This is a genomic window from Patescibacteria group bacterium (assembly GCA_041649475.1).
In the GTDB taxonomy this organism is placed as follows: Bacteria; Patescibacteriota; Patescibacteriia; order Magasanikbacterales; family GWA2-37-8; genus JBAZNA01.
Genome location: JBAZNA010000001.1, coordinates 879,405 through 897,770 on the forward strand (window position 1 = coordinate 879,405; position 18,366 = coordinate 897,770).

Genomic DNA, 18,366 nt, shown 5'->3' on the forward strand with positions numbered 1-18,366 from the left:
AAAATCGCTTATTTTAGCGATTTTTTTATCAGATACTAATAATTTTATGGTTTCAACCTGCCAATAGTCCTCGGAAACGGGATACATTCACGAATATGTTCCACGCCCGTTATCCAGCGCACCGTGCGCTCCAAACCAATACCAAACCCCGAATGCGGCACACTGCCATATTTTCGCAAATCAGTATACCACTGGTAGTCCGCTTCACTTAAGCCCTCGTCTTTGATGCGTTCATACAACAATTCATGATCATCCTCACGCTGGCTGCCGCCGATTAATTCTCCGGCTCCCTCAATTGCGATCAAATCGTCATTTAAAACCAGTTCCTGATTACTCGGATCGCGCTTCATGTAAAACGGTTTAATGCTTTTCGGCCATTTTTCTATAAAGACCGGCACCTCCGAATCTTTTGTCAGTAACACCTCATCATCATTGCCTAAATCCTCGCCGTATTTAATATCCGAACCAAGCTCATTTAATTTTTTAATTGCTTCATCATAAGTCAAACGCGTAAACGGCTGATCGGCCTTCTGTAGCGGTTCAACGTTTCTTTCCAAAATTTCCAATTCTTCTTTACAATTATTTAAACAATAACGCACTATGTATCTAACCAATCCTTCCTGAATTTTTAGATTTTCTTCATGCTCCACAAAAGCCGCTTCCGCGTCCATCATCCAAAATTCGGTTAAATGCCGTTTAGTTTTGCTCTTCTCGGCTCTAAAAACCGGTCCAAAATCATAACATCGTCCCACCGAAGCAATTGCCGCCTCAATATATAGCTGACCGGATTGAGATAAGTAGGCAGTGCCCAAATCAAAATACGGAACCGGAAACAAGGTGGTCGTGCCTTCGCAGGCATTGGGCGTAAAAATTGGCGAGTCAACTTTTATAAAATTTTCCTTATGCAGATACTCGTTGATGGCCGTAATAATCGCATCGCGCACGCGCAAAATCGCCCACTGCCTTTTGCTCCTAAGCCACAGATGGCGAAGATCCATCAAAAAATCAGGACCGTGCTCTTTTTTGCTAATCGGATAATCTTGCGCGTGCTGAATAATTTCCAAATTTTTTATCTGCAATTCATAAACATTTTCTTTTTTGGGATGCTTGGTCACTGTGCCGGTAATTATCACCGATGATTCCTGCGACACATCCTCCACCCGAGTCCATGTCTCCTCGCTTAACTGGGCTTTGACAGCCACGGCCTGTATCCAGCCCGTACCATCCCGCAGTTCCAAGAACCCAATCGGCCCGGATGACCGCTTGTTATACAGCCAGCCCTTTATTGTAACCTCCTGCCCTACGTATTCGGATATATTCTTGATGAATGTGGACATATTTTTAAATTATTCCTAAACTTTTGGCATTTTTAATAAAATCCGGAAGCGGCCTGCCGTTATGCACCTGCACAAATTTATCTATTATTACAAACAACTGCTCCGCCGGCAGCTTGACAAACCTCTCCAACTCCTCCCCATAGCCAAACAAACTCCACAATTTCAAAAGATAATTATTGATTATATTTAAAGGGCTTTTTACCGGCTCGGTATTCAAAAAATGTAAAAAATTTAAAAGTAAATTAAAAATTTTTTCATCTTTCTCTTCGGTTAAGGTAAACTCATCCAAAACGCGCACAGCATAACCGGCCAAAAAACTTTTGGTTAAGTCGCGCCTAATGTTACCATACATTTCCAGCGCTTGTACTTTTGTTAAATGATCAAATTCCTTGCCTTCGGCCACTTCAATTTCCGAGAACGTCGGCCTCTCCAGCCCGGCCGCATTTTTACTGGTCATTTTTTTAATTCCCTTGGCCAAAAGATTCAATTTGCCGCGCTCAAACGTATAAAGAGAAACCACCTGATCAAATTCTTTTAAATCACGTCTTCCTAAAGCAATGGCCAGCATAATCATTTTTTGTTTTTATAACTCTCCAAAATCACCATGGCCGCTTTTTCATCACGGCTAACGCCTCCGCCCATCTGATCGGCCTGTTGCGAAGAAAACATTTCATTTACATAATCAATTTTGACATCAGTGCGGTTTTGGAATAGTTCCGCAAAATTTCTAATCTGCTTTGTATGTCCATTTTCCGTTCCGTCCAGATTAAAGGGCAAGCCAAAAACGACTTCGTCAATTTTTTCTTTTTTAACCAAATCGGTTAATTTAGCCAGTGCGTCAGATTCACTTTCATTTAAAATTATTCCAAACGGCAAAACCACATCCAAGCCGGTATCCATCCAGGCCAGGCCAATTCTTTTTTCGCCATAGTCAACACCCAAAATGTTCATACTAAAAATTTTCTTCCTTCTCCTTCGGCCTTCTGGTTAAAACTTCGTGACCATTTTTGGTCACTACCAAAGTGTGTTCAAAGTGAGCGCACAAAGACCTGTCAGCCATTTCAATTGTCCAGCCGTCTTTGGCGGTTCTGACGTTATAATTACCCAAAGCAATCATTGGTTCTATGGCAATAACCATGCCTGGTCTTAATTTATAACGTTCCATTGACTGATCATAAAAATTTGGAATTGGCGGATCTTCGTGCACGGCAGTTCCAACTCCATGCCCGACCAAGTCCCTGATAATACTGTATTTTCCTTGTGATTTTACGTATTCTTCTATGGCCAAACCGATATCTGCCACTGTGTTACCCGGCTTTACCGCCTTCATACCCACCTCAAGCGCCTCACGCGTAACCCCAAGTAATTTTTTAATCTTTGGCGACACTTCGCCTATGGGAACTGTGATGGCTGTATCTGTGTAATAACCGTGTCCGCCTTTAGCGGGCCATTCCATGCCGATATCAATGCTAAAAATATCGCCGTTTTTTAAAATTCTATTTTTATGCGGAACCCCGTGCACCAATTCATGGTTTAAGGAGGCGCAAATAGTTCCGGGGAAAGGAATCTCGCCGGCACGGCTGGCGTAATCTTTAAAAGACGGCTTGCCGCCGGCCTCTATAATCATTTTTTCCGCGGCCAAATCAACCGCCAAAGTAGAAATCCCGGGCCGACACACTTTTTTAAGTTCAGCTAAAATGCGGCTGATGATCTGGCCGCCTTTTTTAATTTGGGCAATTTCCTTGGCGCTTTTTATTAACATACTATTTGCGACCGGCTAAAATCTTATCAATGCTTTTTTCCACTTCGGCAATACTGGGACTGCCGTCAACCTCCGCGAGCAAACCCTTGTCTTTATAAAAATTTAAAATCGGCGCCAGCGCTTTGGTTCCCTGGGTTTTCACTCTCTCCTCTACGACTTTTTGTTCATCATCTTGTCTGTTCTCAAGCAATTTACGCTTTGCCAGCCGCGCAAAAATTTCTTTGTCCGTTAAGGAAACATGGAATACAAGCACGCTAAGTTTGTTTTCTTGAAAAAACTTTTGAAAATCTCCGGCTTGTTTTAAATTTCTAATCGCTCCGTCAAGCACGACGCCGTCTTTATTTTTTAAATCTTTAATAATCTGGGCAAAAGTTAACCGGTAAATCAAATCATCCGGAGCCAACTCGCCTTCTTTTAAAACTTCATCCAAAATATTTTTTTCCTTTAGAGAAATCTCCGGGCTTTTGTATAAACTCCTTAACAAATCACCGGTGGAGATGTGCTCGTAATTATATTTCTCGGCTATTTTTTTGGCTTGCGTGCCCTTGCCTGACCCCGGCGGGCCAATCATTATAATAACTTTTTCCATGTTGTATTGTGTTTTAATTAAAAAAAGGCTTTTTAAGCCCCTTTAGTTTATCATGTGTCTATATTTATTTCAATATGCTAGATCTGGTCGTAAGCATGCATGGTCAGCTGTGCTTCTATTTGTTTAGCCGTCTCAATTGCCACTGAAACCACGATTAACAAACTGGTACCGCCGATGGCCAAGCTGTTTGTGCCCATGAAGCCCTGAACTATCAAAGGTAAAATGGCAATTATGCCCAAAAATAAAGCGCCAATTAAATTTATGCGATTCATGGTTTCGCCCAGATATTTTTCGGTCTCTTTGCCCGGTCTTATGCCCGGAATAAAACCGCCTTGTTTTTGCAAATTTTCAGCAATTTTTTGCGGATGGAAAATAACGGCCGTATAAAAATAGGTAAAGCCGAAAACCAACACAAAATACATTATGGCATAAAAAATCTGGTTCTGAAAAATGGCTATGGTGTGAGTCGCGAAGTTGGCAATCCAGGCGGTTTTGGCTTGGGCAAAAAATTGAGCGATAAGCGGCGGAAACAGGATCAAAGAGATGGCAAAGATAATCGGAATAACTCCGGCCATATTCACGCGCAAAGGCAAATGAGAGGTACTGCCTCCATACATACGGTTGCCGCGCACCTGTTTGGCGTAATTTACCGGAATATTGCGCTGGCCTTCATTTATGAACACCACCCCGACGATGGTTAAAAGGGCAATGCCGGCAAATAAAATCATTGTATAAAAATCGGCCGAGCTATAATTTAAAGACATGGTTCTTATCGCTCCGGGCAAAGAAGCCACAATGCCGGAAAATATCAGCAGAGAAATTCCATTGCCGATTTTTTGTTCGGTAATAAGTTCACCGAGCCACATCAAAAACATGGTACCACCGGTTATGGTGATCATAATGGTGAAAAGGCGAAAAGGATTGATGTCGGTTATGATGGGTAAAGCCGAATTGCTAAGCAGTTTAATCATGGCGTAGGATTGTAAAAACGCCAAAGGAACGGTAAGCAAACGCGTATAATTATTAATCTTCTGCTGGCCGGCTTCGCCTTCTTTGGTCATCTCTTCAAGCTTAGGCACGATCATGCTAAGCAACTGGAAAATGATTGAAGCGGTGATATAAGGACCGACGCCAAGCATGACTATGGAAAAATTTTTCATTGTTCCGCCGGAAAAAACGTCCAATAAGCCAAAGACCTGATTGCCGGCTAGAAACTGCCTTAAATTTTCCAAATTTATACCCGGGATTGGAATGTGGGCAACCAATCTGAAAACAACCAAAAGCGCAAGCACAAACAAAACCTTGTTTCTGATGTCTTTAATTTTCCAGACCTGCTGGATTTTATCCCACATAATATAAGGGAATGATTATTTGATTTCTCCGCCAACGCTTTTTATTTTTTCGGCGGCTTTGGGGGTGCAAATGATGCCTTCCAAGGTTAATTTTTTGGCCAGATCGCCCTTAAACACAACTTTGGCGGCTTTGGCGTTATTGTTAATTATATTCTTCTCTTTCAAAGAAGACAAATTCACAACCTCGCCTTCGTTATATTTTCTATCTAAATCGCTAAGATACACCTCGGCCGGTTTTATTTTTAAACTGTGAAAACCGCGCAATTTTTTAGTTGATGCCATTAAATATTTAAAGCCCTTCAGGTTTAATCCGCGGCTTCCGCCCGAACGGGCGGTCTGGCCTTTGCCGCCTCTGGTAGAATAATTACCGTGGCCGGAGGCATTGCCTCGGCCAAGTATTTTGCGCTTGCGTTTTGAACCACGGGCCGGCTTAATTGTGTTTGGTTGTAACATCATATTTATTACTGTTTTGCTTTAAACAATTGCAGGGCCTCAAAAGCGGCCTTCAAGATTGTCACCTTATTTTTTGTTTTGCCTAAAATTTTTGAGGAAACATTCGGTATGCCGGCCAATTCCAACAGCGAACGCACAGCGCCGCCGGCGATAATTCCAGATCCCTTTGGGGCCGGTTTGAGCATAATGGTAGCGGCCTTAAATTTATAATAAATGGGGTGCGGAATGGTTTCATTGACAATTGGCACGTGAATCATATTCTTTTTGGCCTGATGAACGGCCTTCTCAACTCCCAACTGCACATCCTTGCCTTTGGCCAAACCAAAACCGACTTTGCCGTGCCGGTCGCCCAAAATAACGCAAGCGCGAAAACTCAAATGCTTGCCGCCTTTAGTAACTCTGGTAACGCGGCTCAAATCAAGAATATATTGATCATATTCGCTTTTTTCGCGCGGTTTGTCGCCTCTTCTGTTTGATGGTCTATTCATATATCAATTTTATCTTTAGAACACTAATCCGCCTTCTCTGGCGCCTTCAGCCAGCGCTTTCACCCGGCCATGATATTTATATCCGGCTCTGTCAAAAACAACCTTGGTTATTTTTTTGGCCTTGGCCTTTTCCGCCAATAATTTTCCAACCATATAAGCAGTGCCAATCTTGCCGGCATATTTTTCGGCTTTCTGTTTGACAACTTCTTTGGCGCTGACATAGCACAAGGTCTGGCCCTTATCATCATTGATCAATTGGGCGGTAACAGATCTTAAGCCCCTAAATATGGATAATCTCGGCTTTAGGGCTGTGCCTACTATCGTGGCTCTGACTCTGGCGTGCCTCACCTGGCGCAGCTTATTTTTATTTTTTTTGAATAATCTTTTCATATAAATTTATCATTTTAAGCGGCGGCCTTGGTGGCGGTCTTGCCGGCTTTGCGTCTTATCACCTCGTCAATATATCTTATACCCTTGCCCTTGTATGGCTCGGGTTTTTTGACGCGTCTAATCTGCGCGGCTATTTCGCCAACCACCTGTTTATCAAAACCTTCCACGGTTATTAAATTTTTTTCAACGGCAAATTTTATTCCCTGTGGCGGTACAACCTCAACCGGATGGGAAAAACCCACTTCCAACATTAAATTTGCGCCTTTCATCGCGGCTTTAAAACCAACGCCGTTTATTTCCAGCTGTTTTTTAAATCCCTCGGTTACGCCTTTCACCATATTCAAAATCAAACTGGCAAAAGTCCCCCAAAGCGCCCTGTCCTGTTTATTATTCGGACTGACTACGCTCAAACTAAAACCGTCCGCTTCTTTGGCAACCGTAACGTGCGGATGTAATTTCTGCCGTAACTCGCCTTTTGGACCCTTAACTACAACTTCATCCTTTTGAATCTCTAAGGTGACGCCCGACGGTAAAGTAATTTTCTTTTTGCCTATTCTAGACATATAATTTAGAACACTTCACAAATTAATTCACCGCCAAGGTGCATATTTCTGGCCTCAACGTTGGTTAATAATCCTTTTGGCGTAGATAAAATGGCCAAACCAAAACCGCTTAACACGGTCTGAATTTCCTCATTCTTAACATAGCGGCGATGTCCGGGCTTGCTGATTCTTTTGACATTGTTAATAGCCGGTTGACCGTTATAATACTTCAGGGTCAGCATAATTTGCGGATGAGTTTCTTTTACTTCTTCGGCCTTAATTAAATAGCCGTTCTTAACCAAAATATCAGCAATGGCCATTTTCAATTTTGAGTATGGCACAACAACCTCTTTCTTATGAACGTTAGAGGCGTTTCGTATTCTGGTTAGCATGTCAGCTATAGGGTCCGTCATCATAAATGTTATCTTATTAATTACCAACTTGATTTTCTAATTCCCGGAATCTTTCCTTGATTGGCCAATTCTCTAAAACAAATACGGCACAACCCGAACTTACCCATGTAACCATGCACGCGTCCGCATTTCCAGCAGCGTCTGACTTTTCTGGTTGAAAATTTGGGTTTTCGGTTTGATTTTGCGATTTGCGATTGAGTAGCCATATATTACTTAACAAAAGGAATTCCTAAATGAGTTAATAGCGATTTGCCTTCTTCTTTGTTTTTAGCCGTCGTATTGATAATTATCTGCAAACCGTGCATTTTTTCAATATCTTCCGATTTAATTTCCGGAAAAGACAAGTTTTCTTTAAAACCAATCGTATAATTTCCATTGTGATCAAAACTTTTTGCTGACACGCCTCTAAAGTCGCGGACGCGCGGCAAGGTAATGGAAACTAACTTTTCTAAAAACTGGTACATTCTCGGTCCGCGCAAAGTAACCATCACGCCGATATCCATGCCTTCTCTGATTTTAAAGTTGGAAATAGATTTTTTGGCTTTGGTTCTGACCGGTTTCTGGCCGGAAATCTTGGTCAGCGTGCTTTCCACATTTTCTATAAAATGCGGCTCTTTAATAAAGCGGCCCACCCCGGCATTAATAATTATTTTGGCCACCCTTGGCGTTTGCATAATATTTTTGTAGCCAAATTCCGCCTTCATCGCCGGCACAACTTCCTTTTTGTATTTTTCGTATAAATTCACTTTCATATTGTTATTCAATGACTTCGTTGCATTTTTTACACTGTCGCTTTTTGACATTCGCTTCTGTTTTATAGCCAACCCTGGTTTCCTTGCTGCATTTTGGACAAATCAGGACTACATTGCTGGCATGAATCGGTCCGGCCAATTCTATGGTCTGGCCCTTCTCGCCTTTGCGCTGGGTCTTCATGTGTTTTTTTATCATATTCGCGCCTTCCACTACCACTCTTTCTCTCTTTGGAAAAACCTGAAGTACCTTGCCGGTCTTACCCTTGTCTTTTCCGGTGATAATTTTTACCTGATCGTTGGTTTTTATTTTCATATGAGATTTTACAAAACTTCAGGCGCTAAAGAAATAATTTTCTGAAAACCTTTTGTTCGCAATTCTCTGGCTACCGGACCCAAAATACGCGTGCCTTTCGGTTCTTTTGTTTTCCTGTCAATTAACACGGCCGCGTTGTCGTCAAAACGAATATAAGTGCCGTCCGGTCTTCGTCTTTCTTTATGTTGTCTGACAATCACCACATGCACAACCTCGCCTTTTTTGACCAAGCCATGCGGAGCGGCTTCTTTTACCGCGCAAGTGACAACATCCCCAAGCTGGGCGTATCTTTTTTTATAGCCGCCAAGCACGCGGATGCACTGCAATCTTTTTGCTCCGGAATTGTCTGCAACCACCAGAATTGTTCTATGTTGAATCATATACGGCTTAAGTATTTTTCTTTAAAACTTCAACCAATCTCCATCTTTTGGTTTTTGATAAGGGGCGGCATTCCACAAAACTGACAATATCCCCGAGTTTAGCTTCGCTCTTTTCATCATGAACCAAATATTTACGGCTGACCTTATAGGACTTGTTGTATTTCTCATGCAGTTTCATGGCATCAACACGCACGGCAATGGTTTTTTTCATAGCCGCGGAAACGACCTGGCCTTCAAATTTTCTCGGATTGATTTGTTTTTTCTCCATATATTTATTTCTTTTTTGCCATTTGTTTTAAAAGCATGGAAATACGGGCAATCGTTTTCTTAACCAAATTAATTTTATGAACCTGCTTTAATTGCCGGTTGTGCGCCTGAAAAGCAAGATTCTGCAAGTCCTGTCTTTGCAAATTCAATAATTCTTTTAATTCCGCTTCGCTTCTGCTTTTAAGATCAGCAAACTCCATATTATTGTTTGATTACAAATTTTGTCTTAACGCCGATTTTAAACGCGGCCATTCTGATCGCGTCTTTGGCTACAGTTTCCGGCACGCCGCCCATTTCAAACATCACTGTGCCGGGTTTGACAACCGCCACATAATGATCCGGCGACCCTTTGCCTCCGCCCATTGGGGTTTCGTTTCCTTTTTTTGTAACCGGCTTATCCGGAAAAACTCTAATCCAAATTTTTCCGCCCTTTCTGACATATCGGGTTAAAACTCTTCGGGCCGCTTCAATCTGCCGGCTGTCTATCCAGCCATGTTCCAAACATTTCATACCGAATTCACCAAAATCTACCCTGGTTGTTCTGGTAGCCACTCCCAAGCTTCTCTTTCTGCCTTTATGCCATTTTCTATGTAAAACTTTCTTTGGATATAACATATGCTTGATTATGATTTCTTTTCTTCCTTACCGGATTTGGCTTCTTCTTTACCGGCAAATTTATCCCGTCTGCCAAAGGCCTCACCTTTATAAATCCAAACCTTAATGCCGATTTTTCCATAAAGGGTATGGGCCTCCGCAAAAGCGTAATCAACATCGCTGCGCAAAGTGATCAGCGACATTTTTCCGGCAGCCAATTTTTCGGTTCTGGCAATTTCCACGCCGTTTAAACGTCCGCCCATGGCAATTTTTACTCCTTGGGCGCCGGCGCTCATGACTTTTTCAATAATTTGTTTCATTACTCTTCTAAACGGCAAACGTCTGACAATGTCATTGGCGGCTGTGGTCGCTATAATTTGCGCGGAAAGCGCCGGCTGCCTGACCTCCTGCACGTTTAATTTCACTTTCAGTTTCATCTGTACGATTTTTCTTTCAATTTGTTTGCGTAAATCCTCCAAACCCTGGCCGCCGCGGCCGATAATCATACCCGGCTTGGCGGTTAAAATGGTTATGGACATATCCTTTGGCGTTCTTTCAATACTGATGGCATCCACCAAAGATTCTTTTAATTTTTCTTGTAATAATTTTCTAATGGCAACTTCTTGTTTTAAAAACAAAGGCATCTGGCCGTTTCTGGCAAACCATTTTGAGTCCCAGGTATAAATGGTTGGGATTCTATAAATTTTCGGATGTACTTTGTGGCCCATATTATTTCTTTTCTTCTATGTTAGCTACGTTAGCGCTTAAAACTAAATTAATATGCGAGGTTCGCTCTCGTACCGGCGTGGCCCGGCCATGCGCTTTCGGCATCCATCTCTTGAGTGAGGCGCCGCCGTCAACTGTTATCTTTTCAACCTTCAAATTTTCTACTGCCAAGGAATGATTGTGTTTGGCGTTGGCAACCGCTGATTGTAAAAGTTTTAAAACCGGTCTGGCCGCGCGCTTGGTTGACAATGATAAAATATCCAAAGCCCTGGTCACCTTTTTTCCTCTGATCATATCTACGACTAATCTGACCTTGCGCGGTCCCATTCTCAAATGATTCAATTTTGCGGTTACCTCTTGTTTCATAATAGTAGTTTACTTCTTCTCTTCTTTTTTCGGCGCAGCGGCGGCGGCTGGAGCCGGCGCTCCGGCGGCGGTGGCGGCCGCTTCCTGTTCTTTAGCCATCTTGCCGCCATGGCGGACAAATTTTCTGGTTGGAGAAAACTCACCCAGGCGATGGCCCACCATATTTTCATCTACAAAAACCGAAATAAAATCTTTGCCGTTGTGCACCAGGAAAGTCACGCCGACCATTTCCGGAGAAATAACACAAGCTCTGGACCAGGTTTTAATTGGCTGTTTTTTTCCTGTATTTTTCATCGTCAGTACCTTGCTTAAAACTCTCGGATCTACAAATGGGCCTTTTTTTAAACTTCTAGACATATATTTACTTAGATTTTATTGCGTCTTGATTTTATGATAAATTTATCACTCCACTTGCCCGGCGTGCGGGTCTTTACGCCTCTGGCCGGTTTGCCATAAACTGTCTGCGGACCGCGCTTTTGACCAATCGGGCTGTGGCCCTCGCCGCCGCCATGCGGGTGATCAACCGGGTTCATGTTCTTACCGTTTACTCTCGGTCTGATGCCTCGCATGCGGTTTCTGCCGGCCTTGCCCCAGCGAATTAAGCGGTAATCGGAATTGCCCATAATACCAACGCTGGCCGCGCATTCTTTTAAAACTTTCCTAACTTCTCCGGAAGGCAATTTTATCTGCGCATATTTATCTTCCACGCCGATAAACTGGGCCGACATGCCGGCGCCGCGAACCAATTGTCCGCCCTTGCCCGGGGTTAATTCTATGTTATAGACAAACGTACCAACCGGCATAAATTCTAAAGGCATGCGACAACCGGTTTTCGCTTCAATTGCCTTTTGTGAAAAAACAATCTTGTCACCAACCTTCAAACCTTCCGGCGCTAAAATGTATGACTTGATATTGTCGGCATATTCCACTAAAGCGATTCTCGGACCGCGGTTCGGATCATATTCAATAGCCAAAACCGTGGCCGGAGCGTCAAATTTTTCTTGTTTAAAATCAACTATGCGATAAAATTTCTTTACTCCGCCGCCCTGATGCCGAACTGTCAGTATTCCCTGATTATTGCGGCCGGATTTTGATTTTAAATATACAACCAAAGATTTCTCCGGTTTGGTTTTGGTGATATCTGAAAAAGCATCCACGCTTGAGTTGCGGCGGCCATTATTAGTTGGTTTGTATATTTTAATAGGCATATTCTATATCTTAAACTCCCACGTGGATATCAATTGATTTGCCCTTTGGCAAAGTTACAATCGCTTTTTTAAAATCACTGCGCCGGCCAAAGGTTCTGCCAAAACGCACCCGGCGGCCTTCTACGTTTATAATATTAACACTGGTCGGTTTCACTCCGTAAACATCCTCAACCGCTTTCTTGATTTGAAATTTGCTTGCCCCGGCCATGACCACAAAACTGTATTTATTTATGCTTTCGGCCACCGCGCTTTTTTCGGTCACCAGCGGTTTAACTAAAATTTTGTAGGCAATGCTTTCGGCCGGCAATTTTATTTTTTCTTTTTTTACGTCGGTTTCTTTGGTAATGGTGGTGGCTTCCTCCTTTGCTTTTTTCGGTTCTTTTTTGGCAACCTTAACCTCGCCGGTTTTTTTCAACTGTTCTTTCTTGTTCTTATTCAGCCAATTGTTTAGTAAGCCAACCATATTTATTTGTTAAAAGTTTTTTCTAACGTTTCTACTCCGGCTTTGCTGATAATCACGCCCGGTCTGGTTAAAAGTTCCATCACATTTACATCTTCGGCGCGTACGGTCTTAACTGTCGGCAAATTTTTGGTAATGCGGAGCAAATTTTCATTCTTCCCCGGAGCCAGCACCAAAAAATTTTTAATCTTTGTCGGCAGCGCTTTTATCAAATTTGCAAAAAGCTTGGTTTTCGGTTCGGAAAAATTAAAATCTTCAACAATCATGAAGGCGCCGCTGTTTACTTTATCGCTCAAACACATTTTTAAAGCCAACCGGCGCACTTTGTCATTGATCTTTGTTTTATAGTTTCTAATTGAGAGCGGACCAAAAGTCACGCCGCCGCCTTTCCAGATTGGTGAACGGATTGATCCGTGTCGGGCGCGTCCGGTGCCTTTTTGCGGCCATGGTTTTTTGCCGCCACCGCTAACTTCGCCTCTATTTTTGGTATCAGCCCATGGTTCGCGCTGATTATTCATCTGGGTCACAAAAACTTGGTGCACCACTTCCGGTTTTATTTTAACGCCAAAAACCGCGTCGGAAAGATTCATTTCACCCGTTTCTTTTCCTTCTAAATTGTAAACTTTTACCTTCATAAAATTATTCAGCTTTTACTTCTGATTGCGGTTCTGCGGCTGTTTGTTCGGCCACAGCCGACTGTTCAATTTTTTTAATTTTTAACTCGCCTTCGCCGCTGATTGCCAAAAATCCGTTTCTGCCTCCCGGTACCGCGCCTTTTATGTAAAGTTCATTAACTTCCGGATGCACTTCAATTATTTCTAAATTTTTTACCGTGATTCTTTCGCCGCCCATCCGTCCGGCCATACGCAAACCTTTAAAGACCCTCTGGATGCCGCCGGAACCGATAGCTCCGGGCATGCGCAAATTGTCTTTGTGACCGTGGGATGCCGGGCCGCCGCGGAAATGATGGCGTCTGACAACACCCTCAAAACCCTTACCTTTTGACTGGCCGACAACCGTCACTTTATCTCCGGCAGAAAAGGTTTCAACCGTAATGGTGTCGCCTCTATTTATTTCAGCGCTGTCTGTTTTAAAATCTTTCAGATGTTTCACTAAATTCAAATCATGAAGATGGCCGCGCTCCGGTTTGCTCAAACTCTTTTCTTTGGCTTCATCAAAACCAATTTGCACGGCTTTTAGCCCGCCTTTTTCATTCTTAACTTGGACAATCTGACAGGGGCCGGCCTGCACTTTGGTAACAGGAACAACCAGGCCGTTTTCCAGAAAGACCTGTGTCATGCCGATTTTTTTGCCCAAAATGAATTTCATACTAGAATTAAAGCGTTCTTGTAAACAAAAACTAGAAACAACAGCATTGCCCAAAAAAACCGTAATCTTCGCAACACTCTTGTTTCTAGCCTTTCAAAACTTGAATGGCTATTTTAATGTTATTTTCAATATTTATTCCTCTTGTTTTTCGCGGCCCGATAAATGTTTTCTCTATGGATCTTATTTACTAGGCCGTAATAAACTTGTGTATTTGAACTAATCCTACTACATTTTTATTTCAATGTCAACACCGGCCGGAACCTGTAAACTCATCAGGGCATCTACGGCTTTTGCCGACGGATTAATGATATCAATCAAACGCTTGTGAACGCGCATTTCAAATTGTTCGCGCGCATCTTTGTGCACAAAAGTAGAACGGTTAACCGTAAACTTTGTCTTCTCGGTTGGCAGAGGTATCGGGCCGACGACTTGAGCGCCGTTTCTTAAGGCGGTGTCTATGATATTTTTCGTGGCCTGATCAATAATCTTATTATCATAAGCGCGGATTTTAATTCTAATCCTGCTTATTACCTCTTCGGTTTTCTTTTGTGCGGTTGGATTGGTGGCAGTTGCCATAAATGTACATTAAAGAGCAAAACAGCCCCTCCGACGTATGTCGGAGGGGCATGTTTATTTATTTGATAATCTTAGTTACTACGCCGGCGCCGACTGTCTTGCCACCCTCGCGGATAGCAAAGTTCATTTTATCTTCCATGGCAACCGGAGTAATTAATTTAACGTTAAATGATACTGTGTCTCCAGGCATAACCATTTCCGTGCCAGCAGCCAATTCAACCTCGCCGGTTACATCAGTGGTTCTGACATAAAACTGGGGTTTATAGCCCTTGAAGAATGGTTTGTGACGACCGCCTTCTTCTTTGGTTAAGATATAAACCTGGGCTTCAAATTCTGTATGAGGAGTGATTGAACCTGTCTTGGCAGTTACCATACCGCGTTCAACATCTTCTTTCTTAGTCCCGCGAAGCAATAAGCCGACATTATCTCCGGCCTGGGCTTCTTTCATTGATTTGTTGAACATTTCAATACCGGTAACTACTGTTTTGGCAGTATCACGGATACCTACTAATTCAATTTCGTCATTGATATGAATAGTACCTCTTTCAATACGGCCGGTAACCACAGTTCCGCGGCCTTCAATTGAGAAAACATCCTCAATTGGCATTAAGAATGGCTTATCAATATCACGTTCCGGTTGAGGAATATACTCATCCAAGGTATTTAACAATTCCAAAATTGGCTTAATGGCATTTTCATCAGTTGGATTTTGCAAGGCCTGCAAAGCTGAACCGCGGATAATTGGAGTGGTGTCGCCGGGGAATTTGTATTTCTTCAGCAAATCGCGAACTTCGGCTTCAACCAAGTCAATCAGTTCCGGATCAGAAACCTGGTCAACTTTGTTTAAGAAAACAACAATATAAGGCACGCCTACCTGACGAGCCAAAACGATGTGTTCTCGAGTTTGAGGCATTGGACCGTCAGCGGCAGAAACGACTAAGATAGCGCCATCCATCTGGGCAGCGCCGGTGATCATGTTCTTTACGTAATCAGCATGGCCCGGGCAATCTACGTGTGCATAGTGCCTTTTTTCGGTTTCATACTCTACGTGAGCGGTAGAAATGGTGATACCACGAGCTTTTGATTCTGGAGATTTGTCCAAATCATCTACTGATTTGTTCTGGGCAACACCGCCGCGGGTGCGCAAAACCTGCAGAATGGCAGCAGTTAAAGTGGTTTTACCATGGTCTACGTGACCAATAGTACCTACGTTTACGTGTGGCTTGTTTCTAATAAACTCAGCCATAATAATTAAACTCTTACGCGGCACTATACCGAGTGGTCGGTACAGATTTGTATCCAGCCGACGAAATTTATACTAATTTTAAACAAATTGTAAACTACATTATAACAGAAATAAAAAATTTGGCAAGAGCCAGCTTGTGGATACTATATTTTTGCCTAATTTTAGCTATTATTTAGCTACTTTTAGCTATTCTATGGGCTCTAAATAAAATTTCTCCTCTTCTTCATCTTCTGAAATATTTTTTAAATCTTCTTCCTCAATTTTGGGTATTGCCTGGACTTCTGTTGACGCGGACGGTTCTTCCGCGTCTTTTTCCGCTAATTTTATGAACTTCGCATCATCAGATTCAGACGCTGATAAGGCCTCATTTTCTTTTTCATTGTATGATCTCCAGATGGATATGTCTCTATTGATTCGTTCCAACAATTGTTCTTCATTCAGGTCTTCCAGCGAACTTTGATTGCTTAAAATTTTCTCATAGGCCTCAATATCCATCATTACCATTGCATTGTCCGTTTCATTGTCCAAAATAATCATTTTATCACCGGTGCGTTTTACCAAATTTAAGACCTTGTTCAGTTGGCTATTTTTCATAGGTTTTGTTAAGATTAACATTAGCCCTTCTTGAAGCTGATTGTATTTCATTTATTTAAAGAAGTCAAATATGACCAAATTTTATCTAAAGACATTTTTGGCGGCCATCTTTGCTGCTATCACGCTATTTTCGGTACAAATACCGGCGTACGCTGCTCTCGGCAGTTCTTGCCCAACAAACCTAAAACCGGGCGATATGGTCAAAGTCGCCGGAAAACCGGCAATATATCTCATTAACAAAGATTCAAAACTTTTATATTTCCCCGATGGCGATGTTTTTAAAAGCTGGCATGCCAAATATGGCGGCTATATCTCCATAGACCAGACCTGCCTTGATTCAATTCCCGTGCCAAACACATACCCAGCCGGTGTTAATTTTAAACCCGGTTCATATATTGTCAGGCAGGAATCTTCCAGCCAATTATATACCATCCCCACCGAAGACACCTTGGCAAAAATTTCACCGGCGACCGCAGCCGCTTTGTACGGAAGCGGCTACAAGGTCATGGTTATAAAAAACATCTTCTGGCCCAACTATGTCTACAGGGCTCCGGATATCGCCGAGGTTTCACCGCCTCCGGCGCCATCGCCGGTACCCGCAACCGGCAATATCTATTATGTTTCAACCTCGGGCAAAAATTCTAACTCCGGTTCGGCAACCAGTCCCTGGGCCAGCCCGGCCTATGGAGCCGATAAACTCAAACCCGGCGATACGCTGATTATAAAATCCGGTACCTATTATTTGAATGACTATGGCAATGATATGCTTGTCCCGCCATCCGGAGCTGCTAATAACTACGTAACCATCAAAGGAGAAAGTGCGGCCAACCGACCAATTCTCAAAGCCGGCAACAATATGTTTGCGGCCATCAGTATCTCAAACAAAAGCTATGTAAAAATTGCGGACTTGGAAATTACCAGCAATAACGGGCAGGATTTCCGGGACGGGATAAACGGCGCTGAAGGACCGGCCAATCATATTATTCTGGAAAATTTATACATCCACCACCTTGATGAATATGGTATAAATATTGGCGACACCAATGATCTTAAAATTACTAACTGCGTAATTTCCTACACCGGTTATGGCGCTATCGGCGGGCCGGCCGGCACAAATGGCGGCTGGAAAAATGTTGTGATATCCGGAACAACCATGTCTTATAGCGGCCACTATTATCAGGGCGGACCCGGGCCAAGCCCATATGACAGACCCGATGGATTTGGAATAGAAACATCGGCCGGTCCGATTGAAATCGCTAATTCAATATCCGAACACAACAAAGGCGACGGCATTGACTCAAAAGCAGAAAATACCAATGTGCATGACACCGTAATCAGAAACAATTCTTCTGATGGCTTGAAGTTGTGGGGCACAGGTAGTAAAGCGACTAATGTCTTAATTTACGGCCGCGGCGACGGTAATTCCAACATCACGCCCTGGGCGTCAATTGTCCTGCAATCTGATAAAGCGAATGCGGTGTTCACTCTTGACCATGTCACAGTTGATGATTATCTGGGTGGTAATTATCTGATGCACGTGCAATATGACAATCAGAACACCCCGACCACTCTTACCATAAAAAATTCTATCTTTTCTTCACGCGGGCCAAACGCCTCGCCGATATTTATAGCTCCGGGCACCAACTTCACCGTCTCAAACAGCGACTTTTATTTCCCTGGCAGTGACAACGTGCTGGAGCATGGCGATACTGCTTATACTTCTTCGCAAATTAACACCTTCGGATCCGGTAATATTTATGGAGATCCAAAATTCGTTTCACCGGCTTGGGGCTCTAATGGAAATTACCGTCTGCAAAGCGGCAGTCCGGCAACCGGAATGGGCACAAATACTTTTTAAATAAAAAAAGCCCGGGAGAGAAGAGAGTCGAGGCGAGGAGGCAAATCCATAGTCCGCAAGCGAGGCAGGGGGCCACCTCACATCACAGACGTTTGCACCTCTTCACTCTTCTTCCCGGGCCGAAGACAGGACAGCCTAGCCGGTAAATTCGCTCTTGGCTCAAGTTACGAACCACGCAAATCCGCACAATAGTGCACACCCGGTTCCAGCTGAAACCTCCCGCGACTTCAAATCCTACAGGAGTTTCTGCCCGCGAACGGAACAGATCAGGGAACCTTGGGTGAACCGACAAGGGCATCACGGAGGCTGAATCCACCTTACTACTAAAAACAACCCCTGTCTAGGGGGTTGTTTTTTTGAGTTTAAAACGC

Annotated in this window: 28 protein-coding genes and 1 pseudogene; 1 reads left to right on the forward strand and 28 read right to left on the reverse strand. The window is 43.2% G+C overall.

The features are described 5' to 3' along the window. Window positions 1-44: 44 nt before the first annotated feature. The 28 genes and pseudogenes from asnS to WC526_04490 form a co-directional block, all read right to left on the reverse strand. Entirely contained in the window at window positions 45-1,337 is a 1,293-nt protein-coding gene (gene asnS / locus WC526_04355; GenBank protein ID MFA5062350.1) for an asparagine--tRNA ligase, read from the reverse strand. A gap of 4 nt (window positions 1,338-1,341) precedes the next feature. Beyond that, entirely contained in the window at window positions 1,342-1,905 is a 564-nt protein-coding gene (recO, locus tag WC526_04360; GenBank protein ID MFA5062351.1) for a DNA repair protein RecO, read from the reverse strand. A 2-nt stretch (window positions 1,906-1,907) separates the two neighbouring features. After that, window positions 1,908-2,288: a Holliday junction resolvase RuvX gene (ruvX, locus tag WC526_04365; GenBank protein ID MFA5062352.1), complete on the reverse strand. Its 381-nt coding sequence runs from the start codon at window positions 2,286-2,288 to the stop codon at window positions 1,908-1,910. Window position 2,289: 1 nt separating this feature from the next. Continuing rightward, window positions 2,290-3,099: a type I methionyl aminopeptidase gene (map, locus tag WC526_04370; GenBank protein MFA5062353.1), complete on the reverse strand. Its 810-nt coding sequence runs from the start codon at window positions 3,097-3,099 to the stop codon at window positions 2,290-2,292. Between the two features lies 1 nt (window position 3,100). Further along, a complete protein-coding gene (locus tag WC526_04375) occupies window positions 3,101-3,688 on the reverse strand; it encodes a nucleoside monophosphate kinase (protein ID MFA5062354.1) in 588 nt (195 codons plus the stop codon). Window positions 3,689-3,765: 77 nt separating this feature from the next. Further along, complete coding sequence (gene secY / locus WC526_04380; protein ID MFA5062355.1) at window positions 3,766-5,040, reverse strand: preprotein translocase subunit SecY; 1,275 nt, start codon at window positions 5,038-5,040, stop codon at window positions 3,766-3,768. Between the two features lie 15 nt (window positions 5,041-5,055). Beyond that, on the reverse strand, window positions 5,056-5,496 hold the full coding sequence (gene rplO, locus WC526_04385) for a 50S ribosomal protein L15 (GenBank protein MFA5062356.1): 441 nt from the start codon (window positions 5,494-5,496) through the stop codon (window positions 5,056-5,058). A gap of 5 nt (window positions 5,497-5,501) precedes the next feature. Beyond that, window positions 5,502-5,981 carry a 30S ribosomal protein S5 gene (gene rpsE / locus WC526_04390; GenBank protein ID MFA5062357.1) on the reverse strand — a complete coding sequence of 160 codons (480 nt, stop codon included), beginning with the start codon at window positions 5,979-5,981 and terminating at the stop codon, window positions 5,502-5,504. Between the two features lie 15 nt (window positions 5,982-5,996). Beyond that, a complete protein-coding gene (rplR, locus tag WC526_04395) occupies window positions 5,997-6,371 on the reverse strand; it encodes a 50S ribosomal protein L18 (GenBank protein MFA5062358.1) in 375 nt (124 codons plus the stop codon). A gap of 14 nt (window positions 6,372-6,385) precedes the next feature. Next, complete coding sequence (rplF, locus tag WC526_04400) at window positions 6,386-6,934, reverse strand: 50S ribosomal protein L6 (GenBank protein ID MFA5062359.1); 549 nt, start codon at window positions 6,932-6,934, stop codon at window positions 6,386-6,388. Between the two features lie 5 nt (window positions 6,935-6,939). Continuing rightward, the gene (gene rpsH, locus WC526_04405; GenBank protein ID MFA5062360.1) at window positions 6,940-7,329 is read right to left on the reverse strand and encodes a 30S ribosomal protein S8; all 390 of its coding nucleotides are present in this window, start codon (window positions 7,327-7,329) and stop codon (window positions 6,940-6,942) included. Window positions 7,330-7,346: 17 nt separating this feature from the next. Next, complete coding sequence (locus tag WC526_04410; GenBank protein ID MFA5062361.1) at window positions 7,347-7,532, reverse strand: type Z 30S ribosomal protein S14; 186 nt, start codon at window positions 7,530-7,532, stop codon at window positions 7,347-7,349. Window positions 7,533-7,535: 3 nt separating this feature from the next. After that, window positions 7,536-8,078 (reverse strand): 50S ribosomal protein L5, encoded by a 543-nt coding sequence (rplE, locus tag WC526_04415; GenBank protein MFA5062362.1) that lies wholly within the window; start codon window positions 8,076-8,078, stop codon window positions 7,536-7,538. Window positions 8,079-8,082: 4 nt separating this feature from the next. Beyond that, window positions 8,083-8,391: a 50S ribosomal protein L24 gene (gene rplX / locus WC526_04420; GenBank protein ID MFA5062363.1), complete on the reverse strand. Its 309-nt coding sequence runs from the start codon at window positions 8,389-8,391 to the stop codon at window positions 8,083-8,085. Window positions 8,392-8,399: 8 nt separating this feature from the next. Beyond that, window positions 8,400-8,771 carry a 50S ribosomal protein L14 gene (gene rplN, locus WC526_04425; GenBank protein ID MFA5062364.1) on the reverse strand — a complete coding sequence of 124 codons (372 nt, stop codon included), beginning with the start codon at window positions 8,769-8,771 and terminating at the stop codon, window positions 8,400-8,402. Between the two features lie 7 nt (window positions 8,772-8,778). Beyond that, on the reverse strand, window positions 8,779-9,039 hold the full coding sequence (gene rpsQ / locus WC526_04430) for a 30S ribosomal protein S17 (GenBank protein MFA5062365.1): 261 nt from the start codon (window positions 9,037-9,039) through the stop codon (window positions 8,779-8,781). Between the two features lie 4 nt (window positions 9,040-9,043). Beyond that, window positions 9,044-9,238, reverse strand: coding sequence for a 50S ribosomal protein L29 (rpmC, locus tag WC526_04435; protein MFA5062366.1), 195 nt, complete (start codon window positions 9,236-9,238; stop codon window positions 9,044-9,046). A gap of 1 nt (window position 9,239) precedes the next feature. Then, a complete protein-coding gene (gene rplP / locus WC526_04440; GenBank protein MFA5062367.1) occupies window positions 9,240-9,653 on the reverse strand; it encodes a 50S ribosomal protein L16 in 414 nt (137 codons plus the stop codon). Window positions 9,654-9,661: 8 nt separating this feature from the next. Then, complete coding sequence (rpsC, locus tag WC526_04445) at window positions 9,662-10,360, reverse strand: 30S ribosomal protein S3 (GenBank protein ID MFA5062368.1); 699 nt, start codon at window positions 10,358-10,360, stop codon at window positions 9,662-9,664. A gap of 1 nt (window position 10,361) precedes the next feature. Next, a complete protein-coding gene (gene rplV / locus WC526_04450) occupies window positions 10,362-10,724 on the reverse strand; it encodes a 50S ribosomal protein L22 (GenBank protein ID MFA5062369.1) in 363 nt (120 codons plus the stop codon). Between the two features lie 9 nt (window positions 10,725-10,733). Beyond that, complete coding sequence (gene rpsS / locus WC526_04455) at window positions 10,734-11,081, reverse strand: 30S ribosomal protein S19 (GenBank protein ID MFA5062370.1); 348 nt, start codon at window positions 11,079-11,081, stop codon at window positions 10,734-10,736. An 8-nt stretch (window positions 11,082-11,089) separates the two neighbouring features. Continuing rightward, entirely contained in the window at window positions 11,090-11,932 is an 843-nt protein-coding gene (rplB, locus tag WC526_04460) for a 50S ribosomal protein L2 (GenBank protein ID MFA5062371.1), read from the reverse strand. A 10-nt stretch (window positions 11,933-11,942) separates the two neighbouring features. Next, the gene (rplW, locus tag WC526_04465; protein MFA5062372.1) at window positions 11,943-12,395 is read right to left on the reverse strand and encodes a 50S ribosomal protein L23; all 453 of its coding nucleotides are present in this window, start codon (window positions 12,393-12,395) and stop codon (window positions 11,943-11,945) included. Between the two features lie 2 nt (window positions 12,396-12,397). Further along, the gene (gene rplD, locus WC526_04470; GenBank protein MFA5062373.1) at window positions 12,398-13,027 is read right to left on the reverse strand and encodes a 50S ribosomal protein L4; all 630 of its coding nucleotides are present in this window, start codon (window positions 13,025-13,027) and stop codon (window positions 12,398-12,400) included. Window positions 13,028-13,133: 106 nt separating this feature from the next. Continuing rightward, window positions 13,134-13,721 (reverse strand): annotated as a pseudogene (gene rplC / locus WC526_04475) (50S ribosomal protein L3). Window positions 13,722-13,946: 225 nt separating this feature from the next. Then, a complete protein-coding gene (rpsJ, locus tag WC526_04480) occupies window positions 13,947-14,297 on the reverse strand; it encodes a 30S ribosomal protein S10 (protein MFA5062374.1) in 351 nt (116 codons plus the stop codon). Window positions 14,298-14,355: 58 nt separating this feature from the next. Beyond that, the gene (gene tuf, locus WC526_04485) at window positions 14,356-15,549 is read right to left on the reverse strand and encodes an elongation factor Tu (GenBank protein ID MFA5062375.1); all 1,194 of its coding nucleotides are present in this window, start codon (window positions 15,547-15,549) and stop codon (window positions 14,356-14,358) included. A gap of 180 nt (window positions 15,550-15,729) precedes the next feature. Beyond that, complete coding sequence (locus tag WC526_04490; protein MFA5062376.1) at window positions 15,730-16,137, reverse strand: hypothetical protein; 408 nt, start codon at window positions 16,135-16,137, stop codon at window positions 15,730-15,732. Between the two features lie 70 nt (window positions 16,138-16,207). On the opposite strand from WC526_04490, the gene WC526_04495 reads away from it, so the two are divergent. After that, window positions 16,208-17,995: a right-handed parallel beta-helix repeat-containing protein gene (locus WC526_04495; GenBank protein MFA5062377.1), complete on the forward strand. Its 1,788-nt coding sequence runs from the start codon at window positions 16,208-16,210 to the stop codon at window positions 17,993-17,995. Window positions 17,996-18,366 lie beyond the last annotated feature (371 nt).

Excerpts from the sequence above, each read along its gene's own strand:
- asnS (MFA5062350.1), bottom strand. The coding sequence starts at position 1,337 with ATGTCCACATTCATCAAGAATATATCCGAATACGTAGGGCAGGAGGTT.
- recO (MFA5062351.1), bottom strand. The coding sequence starts at position 1,905 with ATGCTGGCCATTGCTTTAGGAAGACGTGATTTAAAAGAATTTGATCAG.
- ruvX (MFA5062352.1), bottom strand. The coding sequence starts at position 2,288 with ATGAACATTTTGGGTGTTGACTATGGCGAAAAAAGAATTGGCCTGGCC.
- map (MFA5062353.1), bottom strand. The coding sequence starts at position 3,099 with ATGTTAATAAAAAGCGCCAAGGAAATTGCCCAAATTAAAAAAGGCGGC.
- WC526_04375 (MFA5062354.1), bottom strand. The coding sequence starts at position 3,688 with ATGGAAAAAGTTATTATAATGATTGGCCCGCCGGGGTCAGGCAAGGGC.
- secY (MFA5062355.1), bottom strand. The coding sequence starts at position 5,040 with ATGTGGGATAAAATCCAGCAGGTCTGGAAAATTAAAGACATCAGAAAC.
- rplO (MFA5062356.1), bottom strand. The coding sequence starts at position 5,496 with ATGATGTTACAACCAAACACAATTAAGCCGGCCCGTGGTTCAAAACGC.
- rpsE (MFA5062357.1), bottom strand. The coding sequence starts at position 5,981 with ATGAATAGACCATCAAACAGAAGAGGCGACAAACCGCGCGAAAAAAGC.
- rplR (MFA5062358.1), bottom strand. The coding sequence starts at position 6,371 with ATGAAAAGATTATTCAAAAAAAATAAAAATAAGCTGCGCCAGGTGAGG.
- rplF (MFA5062359.1), bottom strand. The coding sequence starts at position 6,934 with ATGTCTAGAATAGGCAAAAAGAAAATTACTTTACCGTCGGGCGTCACC.
- rpsH (MFA5062360.1), bottom strand. The coding sequence starts at position 7,329 with ATGATGACGGACCCTATAGCTGACATGCTAACCAGAATACGAAACGCC.
- WC526_04410 (MFA5062361.1), bottom strand. The coding sequence starts at position 7,532 with ATGGCTACTCAATCGCAAATCGCAAAATCAAACCGAAAACCCAAATTT.
- rplE (MFA5062362.1), bottom strand. The coding sequence starts at position 8,078 with ATGAAAGTGAATTTATACGAAAAATACAAAAAGGAAGTTGTGCCGGCG.
- rplX (MFA5062363.1), bottom strand. The coding sequence starts at position 8,391 with ATGAAAATAAAAACCAACGATCAGGTAAAAATTATCACCGGAAAAGAC.
- rplN (MFA5062364.1), bottom strand. The coding sequence starts at position 8,771 with ATGATTCAACATAGAACAATTCTGGTGGTTGCAGACAATTCCGGAGCA.
- rpsQ (MFA5062365.1), bottom strand. The coding sequence starts at position 9,039 with ATGGAGAAAAAACAAATCAATCCGAGAAAATTTGAAGGCCAGGTCGTT.
- rpmC (MFA5062366.1), bottom strand. The coding sequence starts at position 9,238 with ATGGAGTTTGCTGATCTTAAAAGCAGAAGCGAAGCGGAATTAAAAGAA.
- rplP (MFA5062367.1), bottom strand. The coding sequence starts at position 9,653 with ATGTTATATCCAAAGAAAGTTTTACATAGAAAATGGCATAAAGGCAGA.
- rpsC (MFA5062368.1), bottom strand. The coding sequence starts at position 10,360 with ATGGGCCACAAAGTACATCCGAAAATTTATAGAATCCCAACCATTTAT.
- rplV (MFA5062369.1), bottom strand. The coding sequence starts at position 10,724 with ATGAAACAAGAGGTAACCGCAAAATTGAATCATTTGAGAATGGGACCG.
- rpsS (MFA5062370.1), bottom strand. The coding sequence starts at position 11,081 with ATGTCTAGAAGTTTAAAAAAAGGCCCATTTGTAGATCCGAGAGTTTTA.
- rplB (MFA5062371.1), bottom strand. The coding sequence starts at position 11,932 with ATGCCTATTAAAATATACAAACCAACTAATAATGGCCGCCGCAACTCA.
- rplW (MFA5062372.1), bottom strand. The coding sequence starts at position 12,395 with ATGGTTGGCTTACTAAACAATTGGCTGAATAAGAACAAGAAAGAACAG.
- rplD (MFA5062373.1), bottom strand. The coding sequence starts at position 13,027 with ATGAAGGTAAAAGTTTACAATTTAGAAGGAAAAGAAACGGGTGAAATG.
- rpsJ (MFA5062374.1), bottom strand. The coding sequence starts at position 14,297 with ATGGCAACTGCCACCAATCCAACCGCACAAAAGAAAACCGAAGAGGTA.
- WC526_04490 (MFA5062376.1), bottom strand. The coding sequence starts at position 16,137 with ATGAAAAATAGCCAACTGAACAAGGTCTTAAATTTGGTAAAACGCACC.
- WC526_04495 (MFA5062377.1), top strand. The coding sequence starts at position 16,208 with ATGACCAAATTTTATCTAAAGACATTTTTGGCGGCCATCTTTGCTGCT.